General features: G+C 55.6%; 23 protein-coding genes. 7 read left to right on the top strand and 16 right to left on the bottom strand.

The window, feature by feature from the left end; genetic code table 11:
- Window positions 1-49 precede the first annotated feature (49 nt).
- From brnQ to phoB, 4 genes are all read right to left on the bottom strand, one after another.
- Window positions 50-1369: a branched-chain amino acid transport system II carrier protein gene (brnQ, locus tag AC2FCQ_RS09520; RefSeq protein WP_209636599.1), complete on the bottom strand. Its 1320-nt coding sequence runs from the start codon at window positions 1367-1369 to the stop codon at window positions 50-52.
- 600 nt (window positions 1370-1969) lie between these two features.
- Window positions 1970-2908, bottom strand: coding sequence for a PstS family phosphate ABC transporter substrate-binding protein (locus AC2FCQ_RS09525; protein WP_209636602.1), 939 nt, complete (start codon window positions 2906-2908; stop codon window positions 1970-1972).
- A 15-nt stretch (window positions 2909-2923) separates the two neighbouring features.
- Window positions 2924-4240, bottom strand: a complete 1317-nt coding sequence (gene phoR, locus AC2FCQ_RS09530) for a phosphate regulon sensor histidine kinase PhoR (RefSeq protein WP_209636604.1) — start codon at window positions 4238-4240, stop codon at window positions 2924-2926.
- A 24-nt stretch (window positions 4241-4264) separates the two neighbouring features.
- On the bottom strand, window positions 4265-4954 hold the full coding sequence (gene phoB, locus AC2FCQ_RS09535; protein WP_004949222.1) for a phosphate response regulator transcription factor PhoB: 690 nt from the start codon (window positions 4952-4954) through the stop codon (window positions 4265-4267).
- Window positions 4955-5169: 215 nt separating this feature from the next.
- Between phoB and sbcD the strand changes: the two genes are divergently transcribed.
- From sbcD to licT, 3 genes are all read left to right on the top strand, one after another.
- Window positions 5170-6402 carry an exonuclease subunit SbcD gene (sbcD, locus tag AC2FCQ_RS09540; RefSeq protein WP_490308100.1) on the top strand — a complete coding sequence of 411 codons (1233 nt, stop codon included), beginning with the start codon at window positions 5170-5172 and terminating at the stop codon, window positions 6400-6402.
- Window positions 6399-9650: an exonuclease subunit SbcC gene (gene sbcC / locus AC2FCQ_RS09545; RefSeq protein WP_490308102.1), complete on the top strand. Its 3252-nt coding sequence runs from the start codon at window positions 6399-6401 to the stop codon at window positions 9648-9650. The genes sbcD and sbcC overlap by 4 nt, the downstream gene beginning before the upstream one ends.
- Before the next feature lie 193 nt (window positions 9651-9843).
- Complete coding sequence (gene licT, locus AC2FCQ_RS09550) at window positions 9844-10692, top strand: BglG family transcription antiterminator LicT (protein WP_209636611.1); 849 nt, start codon at window positions 9844-9846, stop codon at window positions 10690-10692.
- Here the strand turns inward: licT and AC2FCQ_RS09555 are convergent.
- From AC2FCQ_RS09555 to mak, 3 genes are all read right to left on the bottom strand, one after another.
- Window positions 10689-11075 carry a type II toxin-antitoxin system VapC family toxin gene (locus tag AC2FCQ_RS09555; protein ID WP_490308104.1) on the bottom strand — a complete coding sequence of 129 codons (387 nt, stop codon included), beginning with the start codon at window positions 11073-11075 and terminating at the stop codon, window positions 10689-10691. The genes licT and AC2FCQ_RS09555 overlap by 4 nt on opposite strands.
- Window positions 11072-11305: a type II toxin-antitoxin system Phd/YefM family antitoxin gene (locus AC2FCQ_RS09560; protein ID WP_209636615.1), complete on the bottom strand. Its 234-nt coding sequence runs from the start codon at window positions 11303-11305 to the stop codon at window positions 11072-11074. Before AC2FCQ_RS09560 ends, AC2FCQ_RS09555 begins: the two co-directional genes overlap by 4 nt.
- A 102-nt stretch (window positions 11306-11407) precedes the next feature.
- Window positions 11408-12316, bottom strand: a complete 909-nt coding sequence (gene mak, locus AC2FCQ_RS09565) for a fructokinase (RefSeq protein ID WP_404760184.1) — start codon at window positions 12314-12316, stop codon at window positions 11408-11410.
- Between the two features lie 210 nt (window positions 12317-12526).
- Here mak and AC2FCQ_RS09570 point away from each other — a divergent pair, with 210 nt between their 5' ends.
- Window positions 12527-13267, top strand: a complete 741-nt coding sequence (locus AC2FCQ_RS09570; RefSeq protein ID WP_209636619.1) for a response regulator — start codon at window positions 12527-12529, stop codon at window positions 13265-13267.
- Here the strand turns inward: AC2FCQ_RS09570 and AC2FCQ_RS09575 are convergent.
- From AC2FCQ_RS09575 to AC2FCQ_RS09600, 6 genes are all read right to left on the bottom strand, one after another.
- A complete protein-coding gene (locus AC2FCQ_RS09575; protein ID WP_404760185.1) occupies window positions 13242-14255 on the bottom strand; it encodes a carbohydrate kinase family protein in 1014 nt (337 codons plus the stop codon). The genes AC2FCQ_RS09570 and AC2FCQ_RS09575 overlap by 26 nt on opposite strands.
- Window positions 14255-15115, bottom strand: a complete 861-nt coding sequence (locus tag AC2FCQ_RS09580; protein WP_209636623.1) for a ketose 1,6-bisphosphate aldolase — start codon at window positions 15113-15115, stop codon at window positions 14255-14257. The genes AC2FCQ_RS09575 and AC2FCQ_RS09580 overlap by 1 nt, the downstream gene beginning before the upstream one ends.
- Window positions 15116-15126: 11 nt before the next feature.
- On the bottom strand, window positions 15127-15813 hold the full coding sequence (locus AC2FCQ_RS09585) for a D-lyxose/D-mannose isomerase (RefSeq protein ID WP_209636625.1): 687 nt from the start codon (window positions 15811-15813) through the stop codon (window positions 15127-15129).
- A 185-nt stretch (window positions 15814-15998) separates the two neighbouring features.
- Window positions 15999-16940: an ABC transporter substrate-binding protein gene (locus tag AC2FCQ_RS09590; RefSeq protein WP_265554668.1), complete on the bottom strand. Its 942-nt coding sequence runs from the start codon at window positions 16938-16940 to the stop codon at window positions 15999-16001.
- 141 nt (window positions 16941-17081) lie between these two features.
- Window positions 17082-18071 (bottom strand): ABC transporter permease subunit, encoded by a 990-nt coding sequence (locus AC2FCQ_RS09595; protein WP_209636630.1) that lies wholly within the window; start codon window positions 18069-18071, stop codon window positions 17082-17084.
- A gap of 32 nt (window positions 18072-18103) precedes the next feature.
- On the bottom strand, window positions 18104-19624 hold the full coding sequence (locus tag AC2FCQ_RS09600) for a sugar ABC transporter ATP-binding protein (RefSeq protein WP_490308105.1): 1521 nt from the start codon (window positions 19622-19624) through the stop codon (window positions 18104-18106).
- Window positions 19625-19765: 141 nt separating this feature from the next.
- On the opposite strand from AC2FCQ_RS09600, the gene AC2FCQ_RS09605 reads away from it, so the two are divergent.
- Both AC2FCQ_RS09605 and rdgC read left to right on the top strand, forming a co-directional pair.
- A complete protein-coding gene (locus tag AC2FCQ_RS09605; RefSeq protein ID WP_265554671.1) occupies window positions 19766-22378 on the top strand; it encodes an ATP-binding protein in 2613 nt (870 codons plus the stop codon).
- A gap of 88 nt (window positions 22379-22466) precedes the next feature.
- Window positions 22467-23378 carry a recombination-associated protein RdgC gene (gene rdgC / locus AC2FCQ_RS09610; protein ID WP_006321205.1) on the top strand — a complete coding sequence of 304 codons (912 nt, stop codon included), beginning with the start codon at window positions 22467-22469 and terminating at the stop codon, window positions 23376-23378.
- Window positions 23379-23557: 179 nt separating this feature from the next.
- Here rdgC and ppnP read toward each other — a convergent pair whose 3' ends face one another.
- The 3 genes from ppnP to AC2FCQ_RS09625 all read right to left on the bottom strand — a co-directional run bounded on the left by ppnP (window position 23558) and on the right by AC2FCQ_RS09625 (window position 24775).
- Entirely contained in the window at window positions 23558-23848 is a 291-nt protein-coding gene (gene ppnP / locus AC2FCQ_RS09615; protein WP_044548616.1) for a pyrimidine/purine nucleoside phosphorylase, read from the bottom strand.
- 275 nt (window positions 23849-24123) lie between these two features.
- Window positions 24124-24324 carry a YaiA family protein gene (locus tag AC2FCQ_RS09620; protein ID WP_037423273.1) on the bottom strand — a complete coding sequence of 67 codons (201 nt, stop codon included), beginning with the start codon at window positions 24322-24324 and terminating at the stop codon, window positions 24124-24126.
- 46 nt (window positions 24325-24370) lie between these two features.
- A complete protein-coding gene (locus tag AC2FCQ_RS09625) occupies window positions 24371-24775 on the bottom strand; it encodes a nuclear transport factor 2 family protein (protein WP_490308107.1) in 405 nt (134 codons plus the stop codon).
- A 101-nt stretch (window positions 24776-24876) separates the two neighbouring features.
- On the opposite strand from AC2FCQ_RS09625, the gene AC2FCQ_RS09630 reads away from it, so the two are divergent.
- On the top strand, window positions 24877-25626 hold the full coding sequence (locus AC2FCQ_RS09630; RefSeq protein WP_209636641.1) for an AraC family transcriptional regulator: 750 nt from the start codon (window positions 24877-24879) through the stop codon (window positions 25624-25626).
- The last annotated feature ends 10 nt before the right edge of the window (window positions 25627-25636 follow it).

The following is a 25636-nucleotide window of genomic DNA, read 5'->3' on the forward strand; positions in this document are numbered from 1 at the left end:
ACGTAAAAAAGCCACGGACAAGTCCGTGGCCCAAAATTTAGCCGGGAGATTAGGAGTGCGCGGTCACTTCAGTGCGCGTACAAACCCGGTCATAAATGGCGACCAGCACCAGTATCAACAGAGACGGCGGCAACCATGCCAACCCCTGATCCGCCAGTGGCAGGTGATTCGTCCAATTCGGCAGTAAAGACTGGAAGGTGGACGCTTTCACTGCGTCAAGGATACCAAACAACAGGCTGACTAACATCACCGGCGCGATGATACGCGGCGCGCTGTGCCACCAACGCAGGGTGAAGCTCAGCACCACCAGGACGATACACGGCGGGTAAATCGCGGTCAGCACCGGGATAGAGATCTGAATCAGATGGCTCAGGCCCAGGTTTGAAACCAACATCGAGAACAGCCCCAGGATAAACACCAGCGTCTTATAGGAGAACGGCAGGTACTGGGCGAAGAACTCGGCACAGGCGCAGGTCAGGCCCACGGCCGTTACCATACAGGCGATGAAAATCAAGGCCGCCAGGAAGAAACTGCCCAACCCACCGAAGGTGTTTTGCACGTAAGCATGCAGAATCACCGCACCGTTGGTGGCATCAGGAACCAGCACGCCGCTACCGGAACCCAGTTTGAACAGGCTCAAGTAAACCAGCGTCAGGCCGACACCGGCGATCAAACCGGCCAGAATGGTATAACGCGTCAGCAGACCGGCATCTTTAACACCACGGGAACGCGCGGCATTAACGATAACGATACCGAACACCAGCGCACCCAGCGTATCCATGGTCAGATAGCCGTTAACGAAACCGGTAGAGAACGGAACGTTCTGATAAACCTCAGTCGCCGGAATTGGCGTACCCGCAGGCCAGGCCAGCGCGGCAATGCCGAGTGCACCCAGCGCAACAATTTTCAGCGGTGCCAACACGTGTCCCACGGTATCGAGCAGACGGCCCGGATACAGGGAAATGCCGATCACCAGGGCGAAATACACCAGGCTATAAATAAACAACGGCATGGCGCCATCACCGGTCAGGGGGGCAATACCCACTTCGAAGGAAACGGTCGCGGTGCGCGGCGTAGCAAACAGTGGGCCGACGGCCAGATAGCAGACCGTTGCCAGCAGCAAACCCGCGCGACGGCCAATTGGCGTGCTCAGGGCGTCAATGCCGCCACCCACACGAGCCAAGGCAATCACGGTCATTACCGGTAGGCCGACAGCGGTAATCAGGAAGCCGATAGCTGCGGTCCAGACGTGTTCACCGGACTGTAAACCGACCATCGGCGGGAAAATGATATTCCCAGCACCGACGAATAAGGCAAAGGTCATAAAACCCAATGCAATAATATCTTTTGACGTTAAACGATGACTCATACGATGTCGTGTTGCCTGTTCAAATGAAAAAAAGTGCCCGATATCGTGGTGGCGTTATGCCCCACCCGGTTGCCGGCTTGCCATTTCATCGCGAGACCAATAAGAGCAGAAAACGCATTTTTTCCGGCGTTTTGTCCTTATTCGAAAGTGACCACTCATGATGATGGGCAGAGTTTTAAGAGTTATAAATGGAGGTTTAGTCCGACAACGAGGCCTAAGTTAAACGTTTATAGCGTTGAAAGGCAAGACGCATGACAAAAAGCAGAGCTATCGACCAGATAATCTTTAAGCACCAGTCGATCATAGTGGTTATCAATAAATATACAATACATGATTTGTATCATTTTTGAGCAACCATCTCACAAAACGTGAAACCTATAGCCAATGTCCGCGCGAAAACGCCAATAAACACTCAGTTTCCGCGCGGTATGAACGGGTTTCAGCCTTTATCAAAGCCGCCAAAAGAGGCTCATGGCGTTTTTGCAGCTTATTCCACTGCGGCTGTCTGCCAACCTTTAACATGCGTGCAAGCCGCTGCAAAACGCGGCGCTTCGCCGCCGCCCGCGCAGCGCCAAATCAGGATGCGTGTTTCTGGAGCGCTTATTTCAAGCCCAATGCCAATCGGGTTTTATGCAGGGTATCGGGGGGCAGCGGCAGATAACCGTCGTGATTAACCAGGTCTTGCCCGGTATCGGACAATACGCGATCGAGGAAGGCTGCGGTCAGCGGCTCCAACGGCTGGTTGGGCGCTTTATTGATGTAGATATACAGGTAGCGCGACAGCGGGTAGCTGCCATTGCGTACATTGGCATCATTGGGAGTGATATAGTTTTCACCAGACTCAGCCAACGGCAGTAGCCGCACACCACTGGCACGAAAACCGATGCTGGCGTAACCAATGCTATTGAGTGAACCGGCAACGGCCTGCACCACCGAGGCAGAACCGGGCAATTCATTGACGCGCGGCATAAAGTCGCCGCCGCACAGCGCACGCAGCTTGAAATAGCCGTAAGTACCGGAGGCAGAATTACGCCCAAAACGTTGCAAGGCTCGCTGCTGCCAATCACCGGTCAGCCCCAGTTCCCCCCAGCGCGTCAACGGTTGGCTTTCACCACAGCGCAGAGTGGCGGAAAAAATTCGGTCAAGCTGCTGCAGGTTAAGCCCACGCAGAGGGTTGTCCTGATGGACCAACACGACCAGCGCATCGACAGCGACCGGTACCGCCAACGGCGCATAACCGTAGCGGTGTTCGAACGCCGAAACCTCTGCCGCTTTCATCGGTCGGCTCATCGGCCCAAGCTGCGCCGCCCCTGCCGCCAATGCGGTGGGGGCAGTAGAGGACCCCGCGGCCTGGATCTGCAAATTAACGTTGGGATAATGCTGACTGAAATCTTGCGCCCACAGCGCCATGAGATTTGCCAGCGTATCGGAACCGACGCTCGACAAATTACCGGACAGCATGCCGTCCGGCTGCGCCAGCGCGCCACGACTCGCCAACAGCACCAGGCAAAGCAGTAGCCCTCGGGTAATTCGGATCATTGAGCCTCTCGCGCGTTAATTTTTCACCGCATTCTCTGATAAAGCTGCGGGAACAATCAACCGGTTAGGCAAGGTAAAAATGAATCGGGTACCCATGCCCTGTTCGCTGAGGATCTCCAGACGTGCGTCATGATGACTTAATGCATGCTTAACGATCGCCAACCCCAACCCACTGCCGCCAGTCTGGCGTGAACGCGCCTTATCAACGCGGTAAAAACGTTCGGTCAGACGTGGAATATGCTCTGCAGCGATGCCCGGCCCGTTATCACTGACCTGGAACTGCGCGCCGCTTGGCGTTTGTTGCCAGCTCACCTCAATATTGGTGCCCTTTGGCGTGTGATTCACAGCGTTATACACCAGGTTGGATACCGCACTGCGCAACTGGTCGTCGTTGCCAAAAACCTTAAGCTGTTCGTTCACCCGGAAAGTAATCTCATGGTTCCCGCCGCTCAATGACTGCGCTTCGCGTTGCAGCACTCGCAGCATCAACGGAATATCGACCCGCTCGTTCATTTCTACATTTGGCGCGGCTTCAATACGCGACAGTGTCAGCAGCTGCTTGACCAGACCATCCATGCGGCGAGTCTGTTCCTGCATGGTGCCCAACGCCTTGCCCCGCAGTGAACCATCCAGCTCTTCGTCGCTCATCATTTCCAGGTAGCCCTGCAATACCGTCAGCGGAGTACGCAACTCATGACTGACGTTGGCAAAGAAGTTGCGCCGGGCGCCTTCAAGCTGACGCATTTGTGTAACGTCACGCGCAACCATCAACAGTTGCCCTTCTGAATACGGCATCACGCGAAACTCAACGTAATGCTCATTGTTCAACTGCAGCGTTAACGGTCGAGAGAACTCCTGCTGTTGCAGATAGTGGCTGAATTCCGGATAACGCAGCAGGTTCAGGATGTGTTGGCCGTTATCTTCAGGCCAACGGAAACCCAGCAGATGCTGCGCCAACCCGTTACACCAGAAGATGTTACCTTCAACGGTCGTCATCACCACCGCATCAGGCAGTGACTCTGCGCCGCTGCGGAAACGTTTGATCAATAACGCCAGCTCACGACGTCGGCGACGGTTTCGCTGTTGCATCTGGTATAAGCCGTAAAACAGCGGTTCCCAGCTCCAGCGCCCGGGTGGCGGTGTCATGCTGCGGTCAACCCACAGCCAGTGAGAAAGTTTAAGTTGGTTGTAGAAGTTCCACACCAGCGCAGCCAGCACGGAGGCAAGCAGCAACCAGGGCAGATAACCGAAAATCAGCCCCAGTAATAAGGCAGGTAGGCAGAAAAGGGCCAGCTCCAGGGCCAGCCTCTTCCAGGATAGACGTTCTAACACGGCATATTCTCCAGCGCGGCGCGATCAGTAGCGCGTTGAGAATCGGTAGCCTGTGCCCCGAACGGTTTGAACCATTTTGTCATGACCAGTGGTCTCTAACGCCTTACGGAGTCGGCGGATATGCACGTCAACGGTGCGGTCTTCCACATAAACGTTAGTGCCCCAGACGTGATTAAGCAACTGTTCGCGGCTATAAACTCGCTCAGGGTGGGTCATAAAGAAGTGCAACAGCTTGAACTCGGTCGGCCCCATATCCAGCGCTTGCTCGTTAGCCATCACGCGGTGTGAGGAAGGGTCCAGGCTCAGCCCTTGCATTTCAATCACTTCTTCCACTGCCATGGGTGAAATACGGCGCATTACCGCCTTGATACGTGCCACCAGTTCCTTCGGCGAGAACGGTTTGGTGATGTAATCATCCGCACCGACTTCCAGACCACGAACCCGGTCTTCTTCTTCACCACGCGCTGTCAGCATCATCACCGGAATATCGCGGGTTAGCGCTTCACGCTTCATATGCTTGATAAACTGAATGCCGGATCCCCCGGGTAACATCCAGTCGAGCAACACTAAATCAGGGAACGGTTCAGACAGGCGTGTCACGGCACTGTCATAATCCTCGGCTTCCAACGGTTGGTAACCATTCTGTTCCAACACAAAGCACACCATCTCACGGATCGGCGCTTCATCTTCCACCACCAATATGCGTCTTGCCATCGTCAATCCTGCCAATGTGTTAGCTATCTGCGGGCGCCATTATGCGTCAGTTTTATGACACTTTTATGAAAAGAACACCCTGTTATAGGCAGTAAGCATAGCGATTATTTCCAACGTCAAAGAAAAATCATTCAGTTGTCATAATGATTCCGTCACGACAGCCGCCGCGGTGCCCTTTATAATCACCGCCATTAGCTTATCGCCCCGGGAGTGTCATGCGCCTGATCCACACCTCTGACTGGCATCTTGGCCAGTACTTTTTCACCAAAAGCCGTGCCGCCGAGCACCAGGCTTTTCTGCGCTGGCTGATAGACCAAATCGAGCAACATCAGGTGGATGCACTGATCGTCGCCGGGGACCTGTTCGATACCGGTTCGCCACCCAGCTATGCCCGCGAACTGTACAACCGCTTCGTGGTAGAGCTGCAACATACCGGCTGCCAATTAGTGGTGCTGGGAGGTAACCACGATTCCGTGGCGACCTTAAATGAGTCGCGTGAATTGCTTTCCTGCCTGAATACGACGGTGATCGCCAACGCGCAGGCTGAAACCGAACAGCAAATCGTGGTCCTGAACCAACGCGACGGCCAACCGGGCGCCGTGCTGTGCGCCATCCCGTTCTTACGCCCACGAGATCTGCTTACCAGCCGAGCCGGTGAGTCAGGCGTGCAAAAACAGCAGGCGCTGCAAGAGGCCATCGCAGAACATTACCAGACGCTTTATCACGCCGCCGGTGCACGCCGCGACGCGCTCGGCCTGGCACTGCCTATCGTTGCCACGGGCCACCTGACAACGGTTGGCGTCACCACGTCCGATTCCGTGCGCGATATCTATATCGGCACGCTGGATGCCTTCCCGGCGCAAGCTTTCCCACCGGCCGACTACATCGCATTGGGGCATATTCACCGTGCGCAGAACGTCGCAAAATCCGAGCACATTCGCTACAGCGGTTCGCCGATCCCACTCAGTTTCGACGAATTGGGCAAAGCAAAAAGCGTGTTCATGGTGGATTTCTCCGCAGGTGCTTTGCAACAGGTCAGTACGCTGGACATTCCCAGCTTCCAACCTATGCAGCTTATTAAGGGTGATTTAGCGCAGATCGAGCACCAATTACGGCAGTTCGCCGATTATCAAGGTGAGTTGCCGGTGTGGTTGGATATCGAGGTCGCTACGCAGGATTATCTCAGCGACATTCAGCGCCGTATCCAACTGCTGGCCGATCAACTGCCCGTAGAGGTGGTGTTGCTGCGCCGCAGTAAAGAACAGCGCCGCCAGGCGATTGAACAACAGGACAAAGAAACGCTTAACGAACTGAGCGTCAATGACGTCTTCGAACGTCGTCTGGCGCAAGAACCTGATATGGCCGATGATCGCCGGCAACGCATGAGTCAAATGTTCCAACAGGTCGTCGAAGCCGTTAGGCACCAAGATCAGGAGCCGAGCCAATGAAAATTCTCAGCCTGAGATTAAAAAATCTCAACTCCCTGCAAGGTGAATGGAAAATCGACTTCACTGCGGAGCCTTTTGCCAGCAATGGGTTGTTTGCCATCACCGGGCCAACCGGGGCAGGTAAAACCACCCTGCTGGACGCCATCTGTCTGGCGCTGTACCACCAGACGCCGCGCCTGAATGTCACACCGAGCCAAAACGAGCTGATGACACGCCATACCGCCGAGTCGCTGGCAGAGGTCGAGTTTGAGGTCAAAGGTGTCGGTTATCGCGCATTCTGGAGCCAGCGCCGCGCCAAAAATGCGCCAGACGGTAACCTGCAGGCTCCTAAAGTCGAATTGGCACTGCGTGAAGATGGCAAGATCCTGGCGGACAAAGTGCGCGACAAACTGGATCTTACCGCCGCAATTACCGGGCTGGATTTCGGGCGCTTCACCAAATCGATGATGCTGTCCCAGGGCCAGTTCGCCGCCTTCCTTAACGCTGATGCCAATGATCGCGCCGAACTGCTGGAAGAGCTAACCGGCACCGAGATCTACGGCCAGCTTTCCGAGCGGGTTTTCGAACAGCACAAACAGGCCAAGGTCGAACTGGACGCGCTGCACCAACGCGCCAGCGGTATTGAACTGCTAAATGATGAACAACGACAACTGCTGGAAAACCAGTTAGTTGAATTGGCGACACAAGAAAATACCCTCAGCGACCAAACCCGTCAGCAGCAGCAGGCGTTGAACTGGTTACAATTTTGGCAGCAAACGCAGCAAAAACAACAGGCATATCAGCGCCAACTGGACGCGGTGGAGCTAGAGCAAACCGCAGCAGAACCGCAACTACAGCAACTGGCACGCAGCGAACCGGCAGAAAAACTGCGGCCGTTGCTTAACGAACGTAACCGCTGCCGTCACGATCACCAGACGCTACAACAGCAGATTGCCCAGTTGACGCAGCAGCAGGCGCAGCAGCTCGCCCAGATGGCACCGTTGCAACAGGCTGTGGAACAGGCCCGTGTGCAACTACAGGCATATGTTGAACACCAGCAGGAACAACAGCGGTTGATCGACGATCAAGTCGTCCCGCTCGATAACCGGATTGCCCAGTTAAAGAAAACGCAGACCGAACTGCAACAGATGTGCGATAGCGCCGCACAGCAGTATGCCCAGCAAAAAACGGCGCTGGAACAACTCGAGGTTCAGCGAATCCAGTTGACCGCACAGGCCGGTCAGCATCAGGAAAAGCTTAACGCCCTCACCGCCGCGCTGACGGCGCAGCAGCAACAGCAACATGCGCTGGAAGCCCAGTCGCCCCTGGCAGCACTGCGTCAGCGTCAGGCTGAGCTGGCCGAGTTACGCCCGGTGCGCCAGCAGTTATTCACCCTCTCCTCGCTGTTCAGTCAGGTCAGAGAACGTCTGGATCAACAACGTAAAGAGTTTGCCGCCCGTCAGGCGCAACTCAGCGAACATGAAAAACAGCTCGAAGAGACGCGGCAGCAATATAAACAACAAAAAGCACACCAGTCGGACGTGGAAAAAACCCTCGAACTGGAACAGCGCATTGTCAGCCTGGAAGCCGAACGCGCCCGCCTGCAAACCGGCGAACCCTGTCCACTCTGTGGCTCTTGTAATCACCCGGCCATTGAGCAGTATCAGACGGTAAAACCTTCCGAGACCGCATTGCGCCTGGCAGAGATGCGCATCAAAACTGAGGCCTTGTACACCCTGGGTACCGAACTGCGTACCCGTTGTGAAAGCCTGAGAGAACAGCAACAGCGCCAACAGCAACTCATCGCGCAAGATGAGCAGCACGTTGTTGAGCACCAGCAAAACTGGCAACGCTTGACCGCGCCGCTGGCATTTGACTTTACCCTTCAGGACAGCGATCGCCTGAGCCAGTGGCTAACCACCTGCGACAACGAAGAACGTCAGGGTCAGGCCGCTCTGTTGCAACACGAACAAGCGTCGCACGCAGTGCAGCAGGCCAAAGACCAGTTGGCTTCACTGCAAGCACAGCAGCAACAGGCACAGCAAGACAAGGCGCGACTGGACGAGCGTTTCATTCTGCTGGAGAAAAGCCTCGCAGAAGCCCTGTTGCAACAGCAGCGCCTGCAGCAACAGTGGCAGGACGGTGAACAAGCTCTGGGCGAGCAACGCGCACAGCGGCTGGCCCTGTTTGGTGAACGGCAAATCGCGCAGGAGCGCGAACAGTTGCGCGCCAAACAAGGGCTTTGCGAACAGGCCAGTCAACAAGCCGCCGAGCACTGGCAGAAAGCGCAGGAGCAACGCGATCGTCTGAGCGGCCAACTTGCTGGATTACAGCAACAGCTGTTGCAACAAAACGAACGGCTGCAACAGGCGGAACAAGACTGGCTGCAGGCGCTAGCCGCCAGTGAATTCAGTGATGAGGCCGCGTTCAATGCCGCTCTGCTTGATGATGCCCAACGCCAACAGTTGCAACACCGCAAAGAGCAATTACAACAGCGACACGTTGAAGCCCGTGCACTGCTGGCCCAGGCTGTCGAAAGCCTGCAACAGCACCAACAACAGCGTCCGCAAGGGTTGGATGAGACCCAGACCGATCCCAAAATCCTGAGCCAGAGCCTGGAAACGCTGGCACAACGGTTAAAAACCTTGCAGCTGCAACAGGGGGAAGTGCGCAATCAGTTAGGCAGTGACGCCGCGCGCCGAATCAATCAACAGTCACTGTTTGAACACATCAGCCAGAGCCAGCAGCAGTACGACGATTGGAGCTATCTCAATCAGTTAATCGGCTCCAAAGAGGGCGACAAATTCCGTAAGTTTGCTCAGGGGTTAACCCTTGATCACCTGGTGTATTTGGCCAATAACCAGCTTGGCCGACTGCACGGACGCTATTTGCTGCAACGTAAAGCCAGCGACGCACTGGAACTGCTGGTGGTAGATACCTGGCAGGCAGACGCGCTGCGCGATACCCGCACCCTGTCCGGCGGTGAAAGTTTCCTGGTGAGTCTGGCGCTGGCACTGGCGCTATCCGATCTCGTCAGCCACAAAACCAGTATCGATTCGCTCTTCCTCGACGAAGGCTTTGGCACGCTGGATGCAGAAACCCTCGATACCGCGTTGGACGCCTTGGACAGCCTGAATGCCTCGGGGAAAACCATTGGCGTGATCAGTCACGTTGAGGCAATGAAAGACCGTATTCCGGTGCAAATTAAGGTGAAAAAGGTCAACGGCCTCGGCGTCAGTAGGCTGGAGCCACAGTTCCGGCTGGAATAGCCTGACTGGGCTGAGAAATGTGACCGCGGTGGCACTCCCTGGCGAAAAGCGTTGAGCCGCCGCGGACAAGGGTTATGATACTACCGATAACAGGATTGCTACTGTAGATATACAGGCAAAACCTGACGCACGGGATCGCTCCCGGGCGTCAGGTTTTTTCGTTTTCAGCGCGCTGAAACATCCGGGAAGAACCATGAAGATCGCTAAAATACTCAATAATAACGTGGTGATTACGCTGGACGACCGTCAGGAAGAGACGGTGGTGATGGGCAAAGGTATTGGCTTTAAAAAGAAGGCGGGGGATCTGCTGGACGAAGAGCTGATCGAGAAGATCTTTACGCTGAACGGCAGCGAAATGGCCGAGCGTTTTAAAACGCTGTTGTCTGAAATCCCACTGGCCTGCGTGACCACCGCCGACAAAATCATCACCCTCGCCCGCCAGCGCCTGCCAGGTAAGCTGCACAACATCGTCTACATCACGCTGACCGATCACATCCACTTTGCGCTGCAGCGCCATGCGCAGGGGCTGGACATTAAAAACGTGCTGCTGTGGGAAATCAAAAAACTCTACCCGGCCGAGTTTGCCGTCGGGCTTGAGGCGTTGGCGCTGATCGCCCAGCGGCTGGGCACCGCCCTGCCGGAAGATGAAGCCGGATTTATCGCCCTACACCTGGTCAACGCACAGCTGAATGATGAAATGCATAACACCCTGCACATCACCCGCGTGATGCAGGAGATTTTGAACATCGTCAAATACCACTTCCGCTTTGACTATAACGAAGAAGCTCTGAGTTATCATCGCTTTGTCACCCACCTCAAGTTCTTCGCCCAACGCCTGCTAGGGAAAAACTACGTCGACAGCGACGACGATTCGCTCTATCTGGTGGTGAAAGAGAAATACCCTGAGTCCTTCGCCTGCGCGGGGAAAATTAATCAGCACATAGAAAAGAACTACCAACACCAGTTAACCAGCGAAGAGATGATGTTTTTGACTATTCACATCGAGCGGGTACGCAGCGAAAGCGAGACGAAAGAGGGTTAGCGTCGGGCGTCAAATACCCTGATGCCATATCTTGGAAAAACGGCATCGGCGGAAACCAGTGTTAACCCTTCCGCCTGCGCCTGGGCGATCAGCATGCGGTCAAAAGGATCGTTGTGATGCGGTGGCAACTGGCCCGCCTGCTGGCCGTGAAAAGCCGTCATTGGGAGCGACAGGAAATCTTCGGCATCAATCACCTCGAAAATGTCCTCCGGCAGCACCAACTTACCCAACGCCTGCTTAATCGACATTTCCCAAATGCTGGCCGCACTGATAAACACCCTATTGCCGGGATCGGCGATCTGCTTTCTTGCCCCTTCCCCCAGGCTGGCATCGTCTATCAGCCACCACAGCAGTGCATGAGTATCCAGCAGCAGGCGCCTCATTCATCGCCCTCAAACAGCGCGGTAATGTCTGCATCGCCGTCATTGAAATTCTCCGGCACGGTAAATTTGCCCTTGGCGGCACCGGGTTGGCGGTTTTTCCCCTTGATAGCCGTCAACTGAACATATGGCTTCCCTGCTTTCGCTATAATCACGGTCTCTCCCTGTGCGGCTTTATCCGCCAGTTGGCTCAGGTTAGATTTGGCTTCGTGCATATTGGCCTGGATAGGCATACGCGACCTCCTTAGCTAAGTTAGCTAAAGCATAAAGGAGAGTCTAGTTTTTGTACAGAGAATTGATTAAAGCGCGAGCAGGCCCGCGCTTTTTTGCAACGATTACAGCTGTGGCCACAGCCAGGCAGCACCACGCACGCCGCTGGAATCACCGTGGACGGCTTTGCGGATCGGGGTTTCGCACTCGCCGCCGAAAACCCAGGACTTCACCAGCTGTGGTACGTGCTGATACAAACGATCCACATTGCTCATGCCGCCGCCCAATACCACCACGTCCGGATCAAAAATATTGATCACGTGCGCCAGCGATTTCGCCAACCGCAGTTCATAACGGCTGATGGCTTGCTCTGCCAAGGCATCGCCTTGTGCCACCAAGGACATGATCTCATGCCCTTTGAGCGGGGTGCCGCTCAAGCGTGCATAGTCAGTGGCAAAACCCGTGCCGGAAATAAAGGTCTCGATACAGCCTTGTTTGCCACAGTAACAGGGGACCTCAGCACGAAAACGCAGTTCGTCACTATCCAGCCACGGCAGCGGATTATGCCCCCATTCGCCCGATATGCCGTTACCGCCCGAGTGCGCCTGTCCGTTGATTGCCACCCCAGCACCACAGCCGGTGCCAATAATGACGGCAAACACCGTTTGTTTGCCGGCGGCTGCGCCATCGGTAGCTTCAGAAACCGCCAGACAGTTAGCATCGTTTGCAATACGCACTTCGCGCGCCAGCATTCGTGATAAATCTTTATCCAGGGGTTGCCCATTCAGCCACACCGAATTGGCATTTTTTACCAGGCCGGTAAAAGGCGACAATGTGCCGGGAATGCCGACACCGACGGAGCCCTGTTGGCCGGTATTCTCTTCCGCCAGCATCACCAGGCCGGTAATGGCATTCAGCGTTTGCTGATAGTCATGACGCGGCGTGGCAATACGATGACGGAACAGCTCCTGCCCGTCATTGGCCAACGCGATTACTTCAATTTTGGTGCCACCCAGGTCGATACCAATGCGCACGATTTTTCTCCTCAATGCACCACAACGTTGCCACAGCCTAATATATTCAGTTGCCAGGATCACTCAATGACCGCCGAGTGTGACGGTGATGGCAATTTCCACATCCGAACACGTCCGTCTGCCGCTTATTAATTGGTCATCGGGTACACTGCATTTAAGCAGTTAACCTATTGATAACATTTTCCGCATAATATAATCCGGAGAGCAGCGATGAAACCTGCCGTATTGATCGTCGATGACGATCCCGCTATCTGTGACGTACTTTGCGACGTGCTCAATGAGCACGTGTTTACCGTCCACGCCTGCCACCGGGGCAGTGAAGCGCTCACCTTGATCAACCAGCAGCCGGATATTGCACTGGTGCTGCTCGATATGATCCTGCCGGATACCAATGGCTTGCTGGTACTACAGCAGATCCATCGCCTGCGCCCGGATCTACCGGTAGTGATGCTGACGGGGCTGGGTTCCGAGTCCGACGTGGTGGTCGGTCTGGAAATGGGCGCCGACGATTACATCGCCAAACCCTTCAACCCACGCGTGGTCGTTGCCCGCGCCAAAGCCGTATTACGTCGTACCGGCGCACTGGCGCTGGAGCCGGCCCTGCTCTCCTCGAGTAAGCCCGAAGGCTGGCAGTTCAACGGCTGGTGCCTGGACACAAGCCGCTGCACATTGCATAACCCCCAGCGACAACCGGTTGACCTCACCCAGGGCGAATACGGCTTGCTGCTGGCGTTGGTACAACATGCACGTAAAGTGCTAACCCGCGATCGCCTGCTGGAACTGACCCATAGCGAAACGCTGGAGGTGTTCGATCGCACTATCGACGTTTTGATCATGCGTTTACGACGTAAGATCGAAAACAATCCACATCAGCCCGAATTGATCCGCACCATTCGTGGGCTGGGTTATGTTTTTGCTGCTGACGTCAGCCAGCCTGTGGCTGCCGTCTGATGTAATCCAACAATTCCGGCAATGGTCGTGCGCCATCGATCGCGTTGGCGCACAAGAGATTGAAACGCGCGCAGGCATGCGCTAGCTGCAACGTCTCCTTCAAAGACCCGTTTTCATGGCTGGCGTACAGCACTCCGGCACAGAAGGCATCCCCAGCACCCACGCTGCCAACAATCTCGGCGTCACTCACTGGCCATGACGGCTGCCAACGTGCTTCGCCCGACGTTTCCAGCCCGTAGGCACCTTCAGGGCAGTGGATCACCACCCGCCGCCGCACACCGGCCCGTAATAATTGTTCTGCGGCTTGGGCCATCAAGGGCTGTTGCAACGCGCCGTCGGCCGCACGCAGCGCCAGCCCGGTAAACTCCCCAGCTTCTAACTCGTTGATCACCAGGTAATCCAGCCAGCGCAGCGCGGGCAGCACCAATGGCCGATAACGCGGATCCCCTTGGCGTGACACCAGATCGAGCGAGGTTTGATACCCGCGTTGCTGCATCTGTGCCAAAAGACGTGCGCTACGCGTACCGAATTCTTCATCCGGGCGATCCAGGCTGTCGAGCAGCAACAAATAGCCTAAATGGAAAATTTTATGTTGGCTGTACAGTCCGTCAAAATCGGCCAGATCCAGCAGCCGATTGGCGCCGAGTGCATGGAAAAACGTCCGCTGCCCACCCGGTTCAGTCATCACTTGTGACATGGACGTCATCGCCGCTTCACTGCGCCGTACAAAACTGCTGTCGACCCGGTGCTGCGCCAGCATCTGCAAAATGTAGTCACCGTCGGCGTCGCAACCAATCAGCCCAAGCGCAGCCAGCGGTAAACCGGTTTCCATACGCGCCAGCGTCAACAACACATTAAGCGGCGCGCCGCCGGTGGCACGCTGGCTGTGTTCAATCTCCACCAGCCAGCCCGGCTGTGGCCAGTGGGCAATTTGATGCACATGATCCACCAGCATGTTGCCTGCCGAAAAAATACCGCGGCGGATCATCACAGGCGCCCGGCGCTGCCGAAAATATGCATTTGCTGCTGCACCACTTCAGCGATCGACTGTTCCACCGCCAGCAGCACTTCAGCAAACTCATCGTAAATCGCGTGACGTTGCGTTATCCGCTGCTCAACCGCCCCCAGCGCTGCTTGTGACATACCCGTGTAGAAATTAATTTTGTGAATCCCCAGGCCAATCGCACGTTTGAAATCGGCATCGCTGATGCCAGAACCGCCGTGCAGCACCAACGGAATTCCCGCCTGATGCTCAATAGCCGCCAGCCGCTCAAAATCGAGCTTTGGCTCACCTTTGTATTTGCCGTGCGCATTGCCAATCGCCACCGCCAACGCATCAATTCCGGTCAATTCGACAAATTCACGCGCCCGCTGCGGATCGGTAAATTTATTGCTGTCGGCTTCGCCGTACAGCGCACCGCCTTCGTCACCGCCGACCGCGCCCAGCTCTGCCTCTACAGAAACGCCGACCGCATGGCACATGCGTACCACTTCTTGCGTCTGACGCACGTTCTCTTCGTAACTCAAACCGGAACCGTCAAACATCACAGAGCTGAATCCCAGCCGCAGTGCCTGCACCACCGCGTCGAAATGCAGGCCGTGATCGAGATTCAACACCACGGGAATATCATGCTGTGCCACTTCACTTTTAATCGCCGCCACCAGAGATTCCAGCGAGACATATTTAAAGTGCACTTCTGCAATATTAATAATGAAGGGCGACCGTGCCGCCTGCGCTGCTGCAAACAGGGCCCGCAGGAAGTGGCTGTCGAGCACGTTGAACGCACCTAACGCATAACCCTGCTGACGCGCATGTGCCAGCCCCTGAGCCAATGAAATCAATGCCATGCTGGTTCTCCTTAATCGATAAAGCGCAAATAGTCGTTACACAACAACCACTGCGGCGGCTGATCTTCTTGGATCTGGCTAAAGCGCTTGAGCGGTGTCAGGAAACGGTTGTCATTGTCGTCATCGTTCACCGTGGACACTTCACCGACCAGCACGTCGCCAAAGCCCTCCTCCCCCCAAAAACTGTGGTAGATACCTGGCGTCAGGCAAATGCTTTCTCCGGGTGCCAGCCGCAGCCGCGAACCGGCAGCGTGGGTCTGTTTGCAACCGTCCAGCGTGACGGTCACGGCGCTATCGGCCAGCGCTTCCTGCGAGTCGGCATTGTGTAACTCCACGATCAGGTTGCCTCCACCACGGTTGATGATGTCTTCCCGCTTACGCCAGTGAAAATGCATCGGCGTTACCTGCGCTTCGCGGCAATGCATGATCTTTTCCGCATAGCCTTTGGCATAAGGCTGCCCGCCGGGTGAACCATTGCGCAGGGTAAACAACGTAAGTCCCTGACGGGCAAAATCATCGCCGCCGAACGCCGTAACATCCCAACCCAGCTTCAGGTCGAACACCTCTTGCCACGGCTGGCGATCAAGCTGCCGCCAAACGGGTGGGCTGAAATGGGCAAAAGGGGGTAACTGAACGTCAAAACGGGCAAAAAAGTGCTGGGTTTGCTGCAGAATATGATTCACGGCGGAACGGTTCATGGTGCCTCCGGAAGCGCTTAAAGAATGGGGGGCCCGATCTGGCAGGCCCCGTAAATATACCCAAAATCATTCAAGATGCGTCTAGCCGGCAACTGAGTGAATCCCGATGAGCTTACTCAGGTAAGTGATTCGGGTTAACAAAGGCAGCCAACAAAGAGGCAGCTTGAAGGATAAGGGTATAACGGTTATTTCACCGTCCAGCCTTTGTAGCTGCCAATATTGTTTTTATCGATCATGGTGACCGGGATCAGCACCGGACCGGTCGGTGCAGGTTTGCCCTGCAGGATTTGATAACCGATCTCGACCGCTTTGGCCGCCATAACCTGGGGATCCTGTGCTGGCGTCGCCACAAACAGTGAATTGCCGCGTTTAAGCGCTTCCTCGCCGTCCGGCGATCCGTCTACGCCAACGATAAAGAATTCGCTACGCTGTGCTTGTTTCGCCGCCAGATCGGCACCGATCGCTGTCGGATCGTTAATCGCAAAGACACCGTCGATCTTCGGATTGGCCGCCAGCAACGCGGTCATGATCTCCAACCCGCCTTCACGGCTGCCTTTCGCGTTCTGGTTATAAGACAGCAACTTGATCTCTGGGTGTTTCTTCAGCTCGGTCATGCAGCCTTCCACCCGGTTTTGCACGGCAGATACCGGTGGCCCATTGATGATCACCACGTTGCCTTTCTCTTTCAGGCGGTCGCTGATGTATTTACATGCCATGGCACCGGCCTGAGTGTTGTCCGAGGTAATGGTGGCATCGGCACCTTCGGCCGCCACGTCAACCGCCACCACCACGATACCGGCATCCTTGGCGCGTTTGACGGCTGGGCCAATGCCCTTGGAATCCGCAGCGTTCAGGATGATCATATCGACCTTGGCAGCGATAAAGTTATCAATCTGCGCCACCTGCTGACCAAGATCGTAACCGCTCGACACCAGCGTGACGTTTACCTTGTCACCGGCCAGCTCACGCGCCTTCAGCTCAGCCCCCTTGGTGATCTGCACAAAGAACGGGTTGGCCAAATCCCCTACCGTCACCCCAATCGATTTCAACTCTTTTGCCTGCACCAACGACGCACTGCCGAGCGCAGCGGTAACCAGTAAAGCGGTAATCAATGGCTTGAAACGCATAGTGTTTTCCTCATTATTTTCTAATCTATGAAAAACCTGCCCCGGTGGGCGCTAACCAACTGATTTCTCTCACTCACTCAAACTTGCTCTAGGGTTTTCAAGCTGCAGCCAGCAAGGCTGTCGCTTGAAAGACAACGGGTATTAGTGTTGATAATTACGGGTGCGGTATTTATCGATCAGCACCGCGATGATGATGACGGCCCCTTTGATCACTAATTGCCAGAAGTAAGAGACCCCCATCAGCGTCATGCCGTTGTTGAGGGTAGCGATAATCAGCGCCCCCACCAGCGTGCCGGTAATGGTGCCAATGCCGCCGACAAAGCTGGTACCGCCGAGGATCACCGCAGCAATCGCATCCAGCTCATAGCCCATACCGAGATTGCCGTTGGCGCTATAAAGCCGTGAGGCACTCATTATCCCCCCCAGCCCTGACAGCAAACCGCTCATACCGTAGACGAACAGCAGCACCGCACCCACCTTGATCCCGGTCAGACGTGCCGCCTGGATGTTGCCGCCCACGGCATAGATATGTACGCCCAGCGTGGTGCGGCGCAGGATAAACCAGCACAGCGCAATGACGGCAAAAGCGATGATCACCAGCCAAGGGATCGGCCCCAGATAAGCATTGCCGATCCATTCAAAACTGATATTGGAGTTGATAATGGTGGTACCGTCTGCCAGCAGATAAGCGGCACCACGCAGTGCGGTATAGGTCCCGAGCGTGACGATAAACGGCGGCAAACCGGCGTAGGCCACCAAGAAACCGTTAAACAACCCCATGCCCAAGCCGGCCAGAAGCGCCAGCGGAATTGACATTCCGGCGAAGCCCGGCATCAATGAGACGGCCATTGCCACCACTGCCGTGGTGCCCAGCATCGAACCGACCGAGAGATCGATACCGCCGGTCAGGATGATAAAGGTCATGCCCGCCGCCAATACGATGTTAATTGATGCCTGCCGGGCGATATTCAGTAGGTTGGCATCAGTAAAAAAGTTTGGCGCAACAAAACCGAAAACGGCAACGATCAAGATCAATATCGGCAAGATACCGACGGTTTGCATCATATCGCCCAGTAATGCCCGTTTTAGCGTAGGGTTCTTTGCACCTGGCGGCAGCGAATTTGATGTCATGGCAGGCTCCTTGAGCGTGGGGATAGAATTATTCATGCGGTTGTCACCTGCGGCTGAGGGGAGTCGACGCCGGTTGCCAGCGCCATAATATTTTCCTGGCTGATATCACCGCCGTTCAGTTCCCCAACGATGCTGCCTTCGTGCATCACGTAGACCCGGTCGCTCATACCGACCACTTCAGGCAGTTCACTGGAGATCATCAGGATCGCCACACCCTGCTGTGCCATCTGGCTCATGATGCGGTAAATTTCGCTTTTGGCACCGACGTCAACGCCGCGTGTCGGTTCATCGAGGATCAGAATGCGCGGGCCGATCGCCACCCAGCGTGAAATCAGCAGCTTTTGCTGGTTGCCGCCGGACAGCCCACCGGCACGTACCTGGGCATGCGGCACGCGGATATTCAACAAGCTGATAGCGTCACTGGAAATACGCTGTGCCTTGCGGCGATTGAGCAGGCCATAGCGGCCGTCACGTTCCAGTGTCGCCATGACGATATTTTCATGCGCTGCCAGATCGAGGAATAACCCCTGCTCTTTGCGGTTTTCCGTAAGAAAACCGATACCCATGGCAATGGCATCGCGCGGTGAATGGATATTGGCCAACGTGCCGTCAATCTCCACCGTGCCACCACTGGCCTTGCGCACGCCAAATATCAGCTGAGCCAATTCGGATCGCCCGGCGCCCACCAACCCGGCAAGGCCAACAATTTCACCGGCGCGCACTTGCAGGCTGACGGGTTTCACCTTCTTGCCATCGGTCAGGCCGTGCAGCGTCAGGCGTGGTTCGCCCACCGCAATGCCCGGTTCCTTATTGAACAAATCACTTAATGGGCGGCCCACCATCATGCGCACCAATTCGCTGGCGGACAGTTTGTCGCGCATCAGGCTACCGACATATTGTCCGTCGCGCAGGACACTGACGCGGTCCGACAGTTCATACACTTCCGCCATGCGATGGCTGATGTAAATAATCGCCATGCCCTCATCACGCAGGCGCTTGATCAGCTCGAACAATCGCTGCGTCTCACGTGAAGAAAGCGCCGCCGTCGGCTCATCCATAACCAGGATGCGGCTGTTGCGATGCAGCGCACGGGCAATCTCCACCTGTTGCTGCTCGGCGATGGTTAATTTCATCACCCGATCGCCGGCGCTGAACTGAGCCCCCAAACGATCGATCACCTTCTGCGCGTCCAGCAACATCTGTCTGCGTTTTACCAGTCCACCGCGCTGGATCTCGCTGCCCAGAAATATGTTCTCTGCCACCGTCAAGTTCGGTGCAAGGTTCATTTCCTGATAAATCAGCGTGATGCCTGCTGCCAGGGCATCTTTTGGCCCTTTAATGGCGAACGGCTGCCCATCGATAAAAATTTCCCCGCTGCTGGCGATATAAGCGCCGGCCAATATTTTCATTAAGGTACTTTTACCTGCACCGTTTTCCCCCATCAACGCGTGAATTTCCCCGCGATATACCGTCAGATTGACGCCTTTAAGCGCATAAAACTGACCAAAACGCTTGGCGATGTTGTGCATTTCCAAAATCGGGATCGCGCTCATCGTCATACCTCAGGTTAGGGTTCGGATTGAGAGCAGTTAACCACGCATAAATAAATGCAAAATGTCAGCGTCCATTCATCTTTGTCATATTGTTAATGGAACGGGGATCTATACTGCGAACAGTCAGTTACGGGAGATACGATGCGCAGATTGCCTTTCCTTGCCGGTGCTCGTGGGCGCTTGCTGATGTTCAACCTGCTGGTTGTGGCGGTGACGCTCATGGTCAGTGGGGTGGCAATCGTCGGTTTTAACCATGCGGGCAAGCTGCAGGAACAGGTGCAGGCGCAGACGCTGAAAGAGATGAACGGCAGTATGGCGTTAAGCCGGGACACGTCAAACGTGGCGACCGCCGCGATTCGGCTTTCGCAAGTGGTTGGCGCGCTGGAGTACCAAAGCGAATCCGCTCGACTGAAACAGACTCAGCTGGCGCTACAGGCTTCACTCAGTCGGTTGGCAGAAGCACCCCTGGCACACAGTGAACCGGCCCTGGTCAAACGCATCATCAGCCGCAGTAACGCGTTGGAAACCAGTGTAACCCGCATGCTGGATCTCGGCCACGCGCGGCATTTACAACGCAATATTCTTCTCAGCGGTCTGTATCAGTCACAAAGCACGCTGCGGCATATCGCCAGCCTTAACCAACGCCATAACTTGAACCAACCTTCGCAGCCGCTTCTGAGCCAAATTGATCGGCTGCTGGCCATTGCCATTCAAACCCCAACGCCCAAGGCAGCAGCCCAACAGCTCGATAGCGTGATGGCCTACTGGCCGCAAAACAGCCCAGATGCGTTGGTGGATGAGAAAATGCGGCAATTTCGGGACAATGAACAACGGTTGCTGCCTGAAACACTGGAGTTGGAGCAAAGCGATCTCGCCCTGGCCTATTACACCTACCATATCAAAGCGTTAGTCGCGATGCTCAACGATGATATCAATCTTTACGTACAGAAAGTGGCGGACGAATCGGAGCTACGTACCCACCAAACGCACCATGAACTCAGTTCCATCAGCGTATTTATCGGCCTGTTTGCACTGCTGGCGCTGGTGATTACCGGTTTCGCCGGGTTGTATATCTACCGCAACCTCGGCTCGAACCTGACCGCAATTGCTAACGCCATGACGCGGTTGGCACGGGGTGAGCGCGATGTCAGCGTACCCGCGCTGCAACGCCGCGATGAATTGGGCGAACTGGCACGCGCATTCAACGTTTTTGCACGTAATACCGCCTCACTCGAACAGACTTCCCGCCTGTTGAAAGAGAAAAGCACCCAGTTGGAAACCACGTTTCTGGCGATGCGCGACGGCTTCGCACTCTTTGATAACGACGGTCAATTGGTCGTGTGGAACCCGCAATATCCTCTCCTGTTGGGATTAAACGAACACCAATTACACCGGGGACAACACTACCGCGAGCTGCTGCAACACGTGACACCTCCGGCCGGCCAGCGTTGGGATGCGGTGTTGGCCAACCTCTCCAGCGAACTGCCGCAACCGCAGGAGCTAAGGCTGAGCGATGGGCGCACCGTCGAGCTGCGTTTTAGCCCGGTACCAAACCGTGGCGTAGTCAACGTGGTGCTGGAGCGTACCGAGCGTAAAGCGTTGGAAGAAGCACTGTTGCACAGTCAAAAAATGAAGGCAGTCGGCCAACTCACCGGCGGATTGGCGCATGATTTTAATAACCTGTTGGCGGTAATTATCGGCAGTTTGGAGCTGACGACCCAGCAGACACAGGACGCACAGACTGAGCAACGCATCGCTCGCGCACTGAAGGCTGCCGAACGCGGGGCACAGCTCACCCAGCGACTGCTGGCGTTCTCTCGTAAACAGGCACTGCACCCGCAGGCCATCACGCTTCACCTGCTGGTGGAAAATCTGCAGGAGTTGCTACGTCATTCACTGCCCACGACGCTATCCCTGGTCATTGAGTCTCAGCATCCCGGCTGGCCGGCGTGGGTTGATGCTAACCAGTTAGAAAATGCGCTGATCAATCTGGTGGTCAACGCCCGCGACGCCATGGAGGGCCGCAGCGGCATAGTGAAGATCCGGACCTACAACCAACGCGTGGTGCGCAGCGGCGGCAAGAAACAGGACATGGTGACGCTAGAGGTGATCGACACCGGCTGTGGCATGTCGGAAGAGGTCAAAGCGCAGGTGTTCGAACCCTTCTTCACCACCAAGGCCGTGGGCAGCGGCAGTGGACTGGGGCTGTCGATGGTGTACGGGTTTGTTCGCCAGTCAGGTGGCCGGGTACAGATTGAGACCACTCCGGGCCAAGGGACGCTGGTGCGCTTGCAGTTGCCACGAGCGCCTACGCCAGCACTGATAGACGCACCGGCCCTGCCAACCGAGGAAGATGACGACAGCGGCAACCTGGTACTGGTATTGGAAGATGAAAACGACGTGCGCCATACGTTGTGTGAACATCTACACCAGCTCGGCTACCTGACGCTGGACTGTGCGGACAGCCATGAAGCACTGGCGCTGTTACGTCAGACGTCGGATATCGGCGTACTGATAAGCGACCTGATGTTACCGGGCGAGCTGGACGGCGCACAGGTGATTGGGCTGGCGCGAGAGATTAATCCGCGCATCACGGCCTTGTTGATCAGCGGTCAGGATATACGTCGAAACCACGAAGACACGCTGCCTAATGTGGAATTGCTGCGCAAGCCTTTCAGCCAGCGTCAGCTGGCGATGGCGTTGCAACGGGCACGTCGTTCAAACGCGGTCGACGACGCAATTGAGAGGGAATGAGGCGATTTTTCGCCTCTGATTCGTTATTATGCCGCCCTGCTTTTGATGAATAAGCGTGCCAGATGCACGCCCAGCCAGGGATAACATTATGCTGTGGTTTAAGAATTTGATGGTTTACCGTTTGAGCCGCGAAGTTGCGCTAAACGCGGATGAAATGGAAAAACAGCTCAGCGCCTTTGCTTTCACCCCGTGCGGCAGCCAGGACATGGCGAAAACCGGCTGGGTCTCCCCGATGGGCTCGCACAGCGACGCATTGACGCATGCAGTGAATGGCCAGATCGTCATCTGTGCGCGCAAGGAAGAAAAAATCCTGCCGTCGCCGGTCATCAAGCAAGAGTTGCAGGCCAAAATTGAACGCCTGGAAGGTGAGCAACACCGTAAACTGAAGAAAACCGAGAAAGACGCACTGAAAGACGAAGTGCTGCACAGCCTGCTGCCGCGTGCCTTCAGCCGCTTTAACCAGACGTTTATGTGGATAGACACCGTCAACGATCTGATCATGGTTGATGCTGCCAGCGCCAAGCGTGCGGAAGATACACTCGCGCTGTTGCGCAAAAGCCTGGGTTCTCTGCCCGTGGTGCCGTTGACCATGGAAAGCCCAATTGAACTGACGCTGACTGAATGGGTACGCTCCGGCGAACTGCCTGCGGGCTTTATCATTCAGGACGAAGCGGAACTGAAGGCAATTCTGGAAGATGGCGGCGTTATTCGCTGCAAAAAACAGAACCTGATCAGCGATGAGATTGCGGTGCACATTGAAGCCGGCAAGCTGGTGACCAAACTGGCGGTTGACTGGCAAGAACGCATTCAACTGGTCCTGGCGGACGACGGCTCGTTGAAACGTCTGAAGTTTGCTGATGCACTGCGGGAGCAGAATGACGACATCGATCGTGACGATTTTGCCCAGCGTTTTGACGCCGACTTCATCCTGATGACCAGCGAGCTGGCGGCGTTAATCAAGAACACCATCGAAGCTCTGGGTGGCGAAGCCCAGCGTTGAGCCTGCAAAAACTGCGCCTTTGCTCCAGATGCGCAGCTTTTGCCAAATAAACAACCTACCCAAATTAATTTGAGTTGCAGCCAGGTGGCAAGTGCGAGAACCCCAGGGACTTACGCAAGTAAGTGACTGGGGTGAGTGCGCGCGGCCAACAGCGCTGCGGCGTCAAGTAAAGGGTAGGATTATTTACTTAAGTAGCGGCACAGATAGGCCGTTGCATCGGCAACCTGCAGGTTGAACTCACTGTGGCCCGGTACGAAGAACTTCTCACCCGGCATAAATACCTGCCAATCCGGCGAGCCCGGCAACAACACTTTCAACGCGCCGGTAATTACGGTCATTTCTTCCGGCTGGGCGGTGCTGAAGGTGTACTCTCCCTCTTCCATAACACCGACGCTGGTAAGGCCGATGCTGCTACTATCGAAACCGATAGACTTCACTTTTCCGGCAAAATACTCGTTCACTTTCAGCATAGACTGGCACCCGCGTAATCAACTTTATGGGGAATCCATATTGGGGGATTAAGGTTGATCTGTCACTGGTTTTTCACGCGAAATGCGATCGAGACGCAGAGTAAAGTTCTGCAGAGTGGAGATGTGCCAGATAGCCCTTCTGCATCTTGACTTCAAAAGGCACCGCATACCAGATTCAGAAAGTGGCATACAACTTTATTCGCTATTTTAATCAGTCAATTAGCAAAAAAAATGAATAAAGAAACCGGCCTTGCGCCGGCTTCTGGGGATGTCGATTAATCTTCCAGCGCAGGATCTTCGTAGCGATGCTTGGCATCAAGCGCTTCCTGCTCGGTAGGATGCTCACTGAGCAGCGTGTTCGGCTCAATGTCATCGGTACGCACCTCAAAACGGTGCATATGCAAGCTCGGATCGCCCCGGTCAACGGCGACCACTCGGGCGGTTCTCGGATAGCCAGGTCGGTCATTTTCGCGCATGCTCATCTCCCCTGTGATTCCACAAGCTTAAGTATAGCAGCGCTATTTAGACCGACACACATGACCCCAGGTCGCGATCGCTGTGCTCCCCCTCCAGCAATTGCGTCAGTTCATCGCAGGCGCTGATTTTTCCGTCACGCACAGTGAAATGTGCCAGCACCTTGACCAAGCTACTGCCACCATCGCGTTTTTCCACCCGTACCAGATGGTGCGTCAACACCGCATCGCCCTGCCCGGCAACCGCGACAAACACCAATGTCATGCTACGGGTGAGCTGCTTCAGCAACGCCATATGTTGTACAAACTGCGAATAATCGAGCCTTTTACCATCTACCTGCTGGTGGTAATCCGCATGGAAAAATTCAGCGATCAGCGCCGGTTGGTGCTGCGGGGCAGCAACCACCTGCTGCAAGGCGTCGAGCACAATGGCGGCTGGGGTCTTCAAGGTCATCAGCAATCTCCAGAATTGAATGAAGCGGAGATCATAGCGCGGCCAGAGCGTGGCATAATAAGCGTACTGGGACTTTTTATACTGTAAATCGGCCAATCAATATGATCCTGCAAAGCGAGCGACTCTGGCATGAGAAAAAACACCTGACGCCTTGGCATCAACATACCGAGGGGCAAATCTATTTGTTAACCCATGGCATGATCGCGCTGGAAACCCACGAGCGGCAATGGGCAATGACCGCGGGTAATATTGGCTGGCTGCCCCCTCATTGCGCACATCAGGCGGTGGCGTGCGGCAACGTAGCAGGCTGGAGTCTGTATGTGCCGGAAGCTTACTGTGGCGGATTACCTGAACAACCCCGGCTAAGTACCGCCTCCGGGTTGATTCAGGCGCTTGTGGAACGCATAACGCCCTTCGCCGGGCAAAAGTTGAACGCGCCGCAGCGGCGGCTATTGCATGTATTGTTAGATGAAGTCCGTGCTCAGGAAAGCGCCCCGCTCCAACTGCCGCTACCGCAGGACGCGCGGTTGTTGAAAATTGCGCGTGCACTGCTGAACGATCCTGCTGACAACCGGAGCCAGATTGAATGGGCTGCCTGGGCCGGACTGAGCGTCCGCACCCTGAGCCGCCGTTTTATTGGCGAAACTGGCGTCACTTTCGCCCGCTGGCGCCAACAAGCCCGGGTGATCCGCTCGCTGGAGCCATTGTCGCGCGGCGAGTCCGTCAATCGGATCGCCGGCGACTACGGTTACGAGAATGTCAGTGCCTACATTGCCGCTTTCCGTCAACGTTTTGGCATCACGCCGGGGCTGTATTTTACAGCGCACCCAGCCGATCAGGCACACTCGTAGTGTCCTCATC

The sequence above is a fragment of the Serratia sp. CoH_134_PS_4 genome (genome assembly GCF_058190535.1).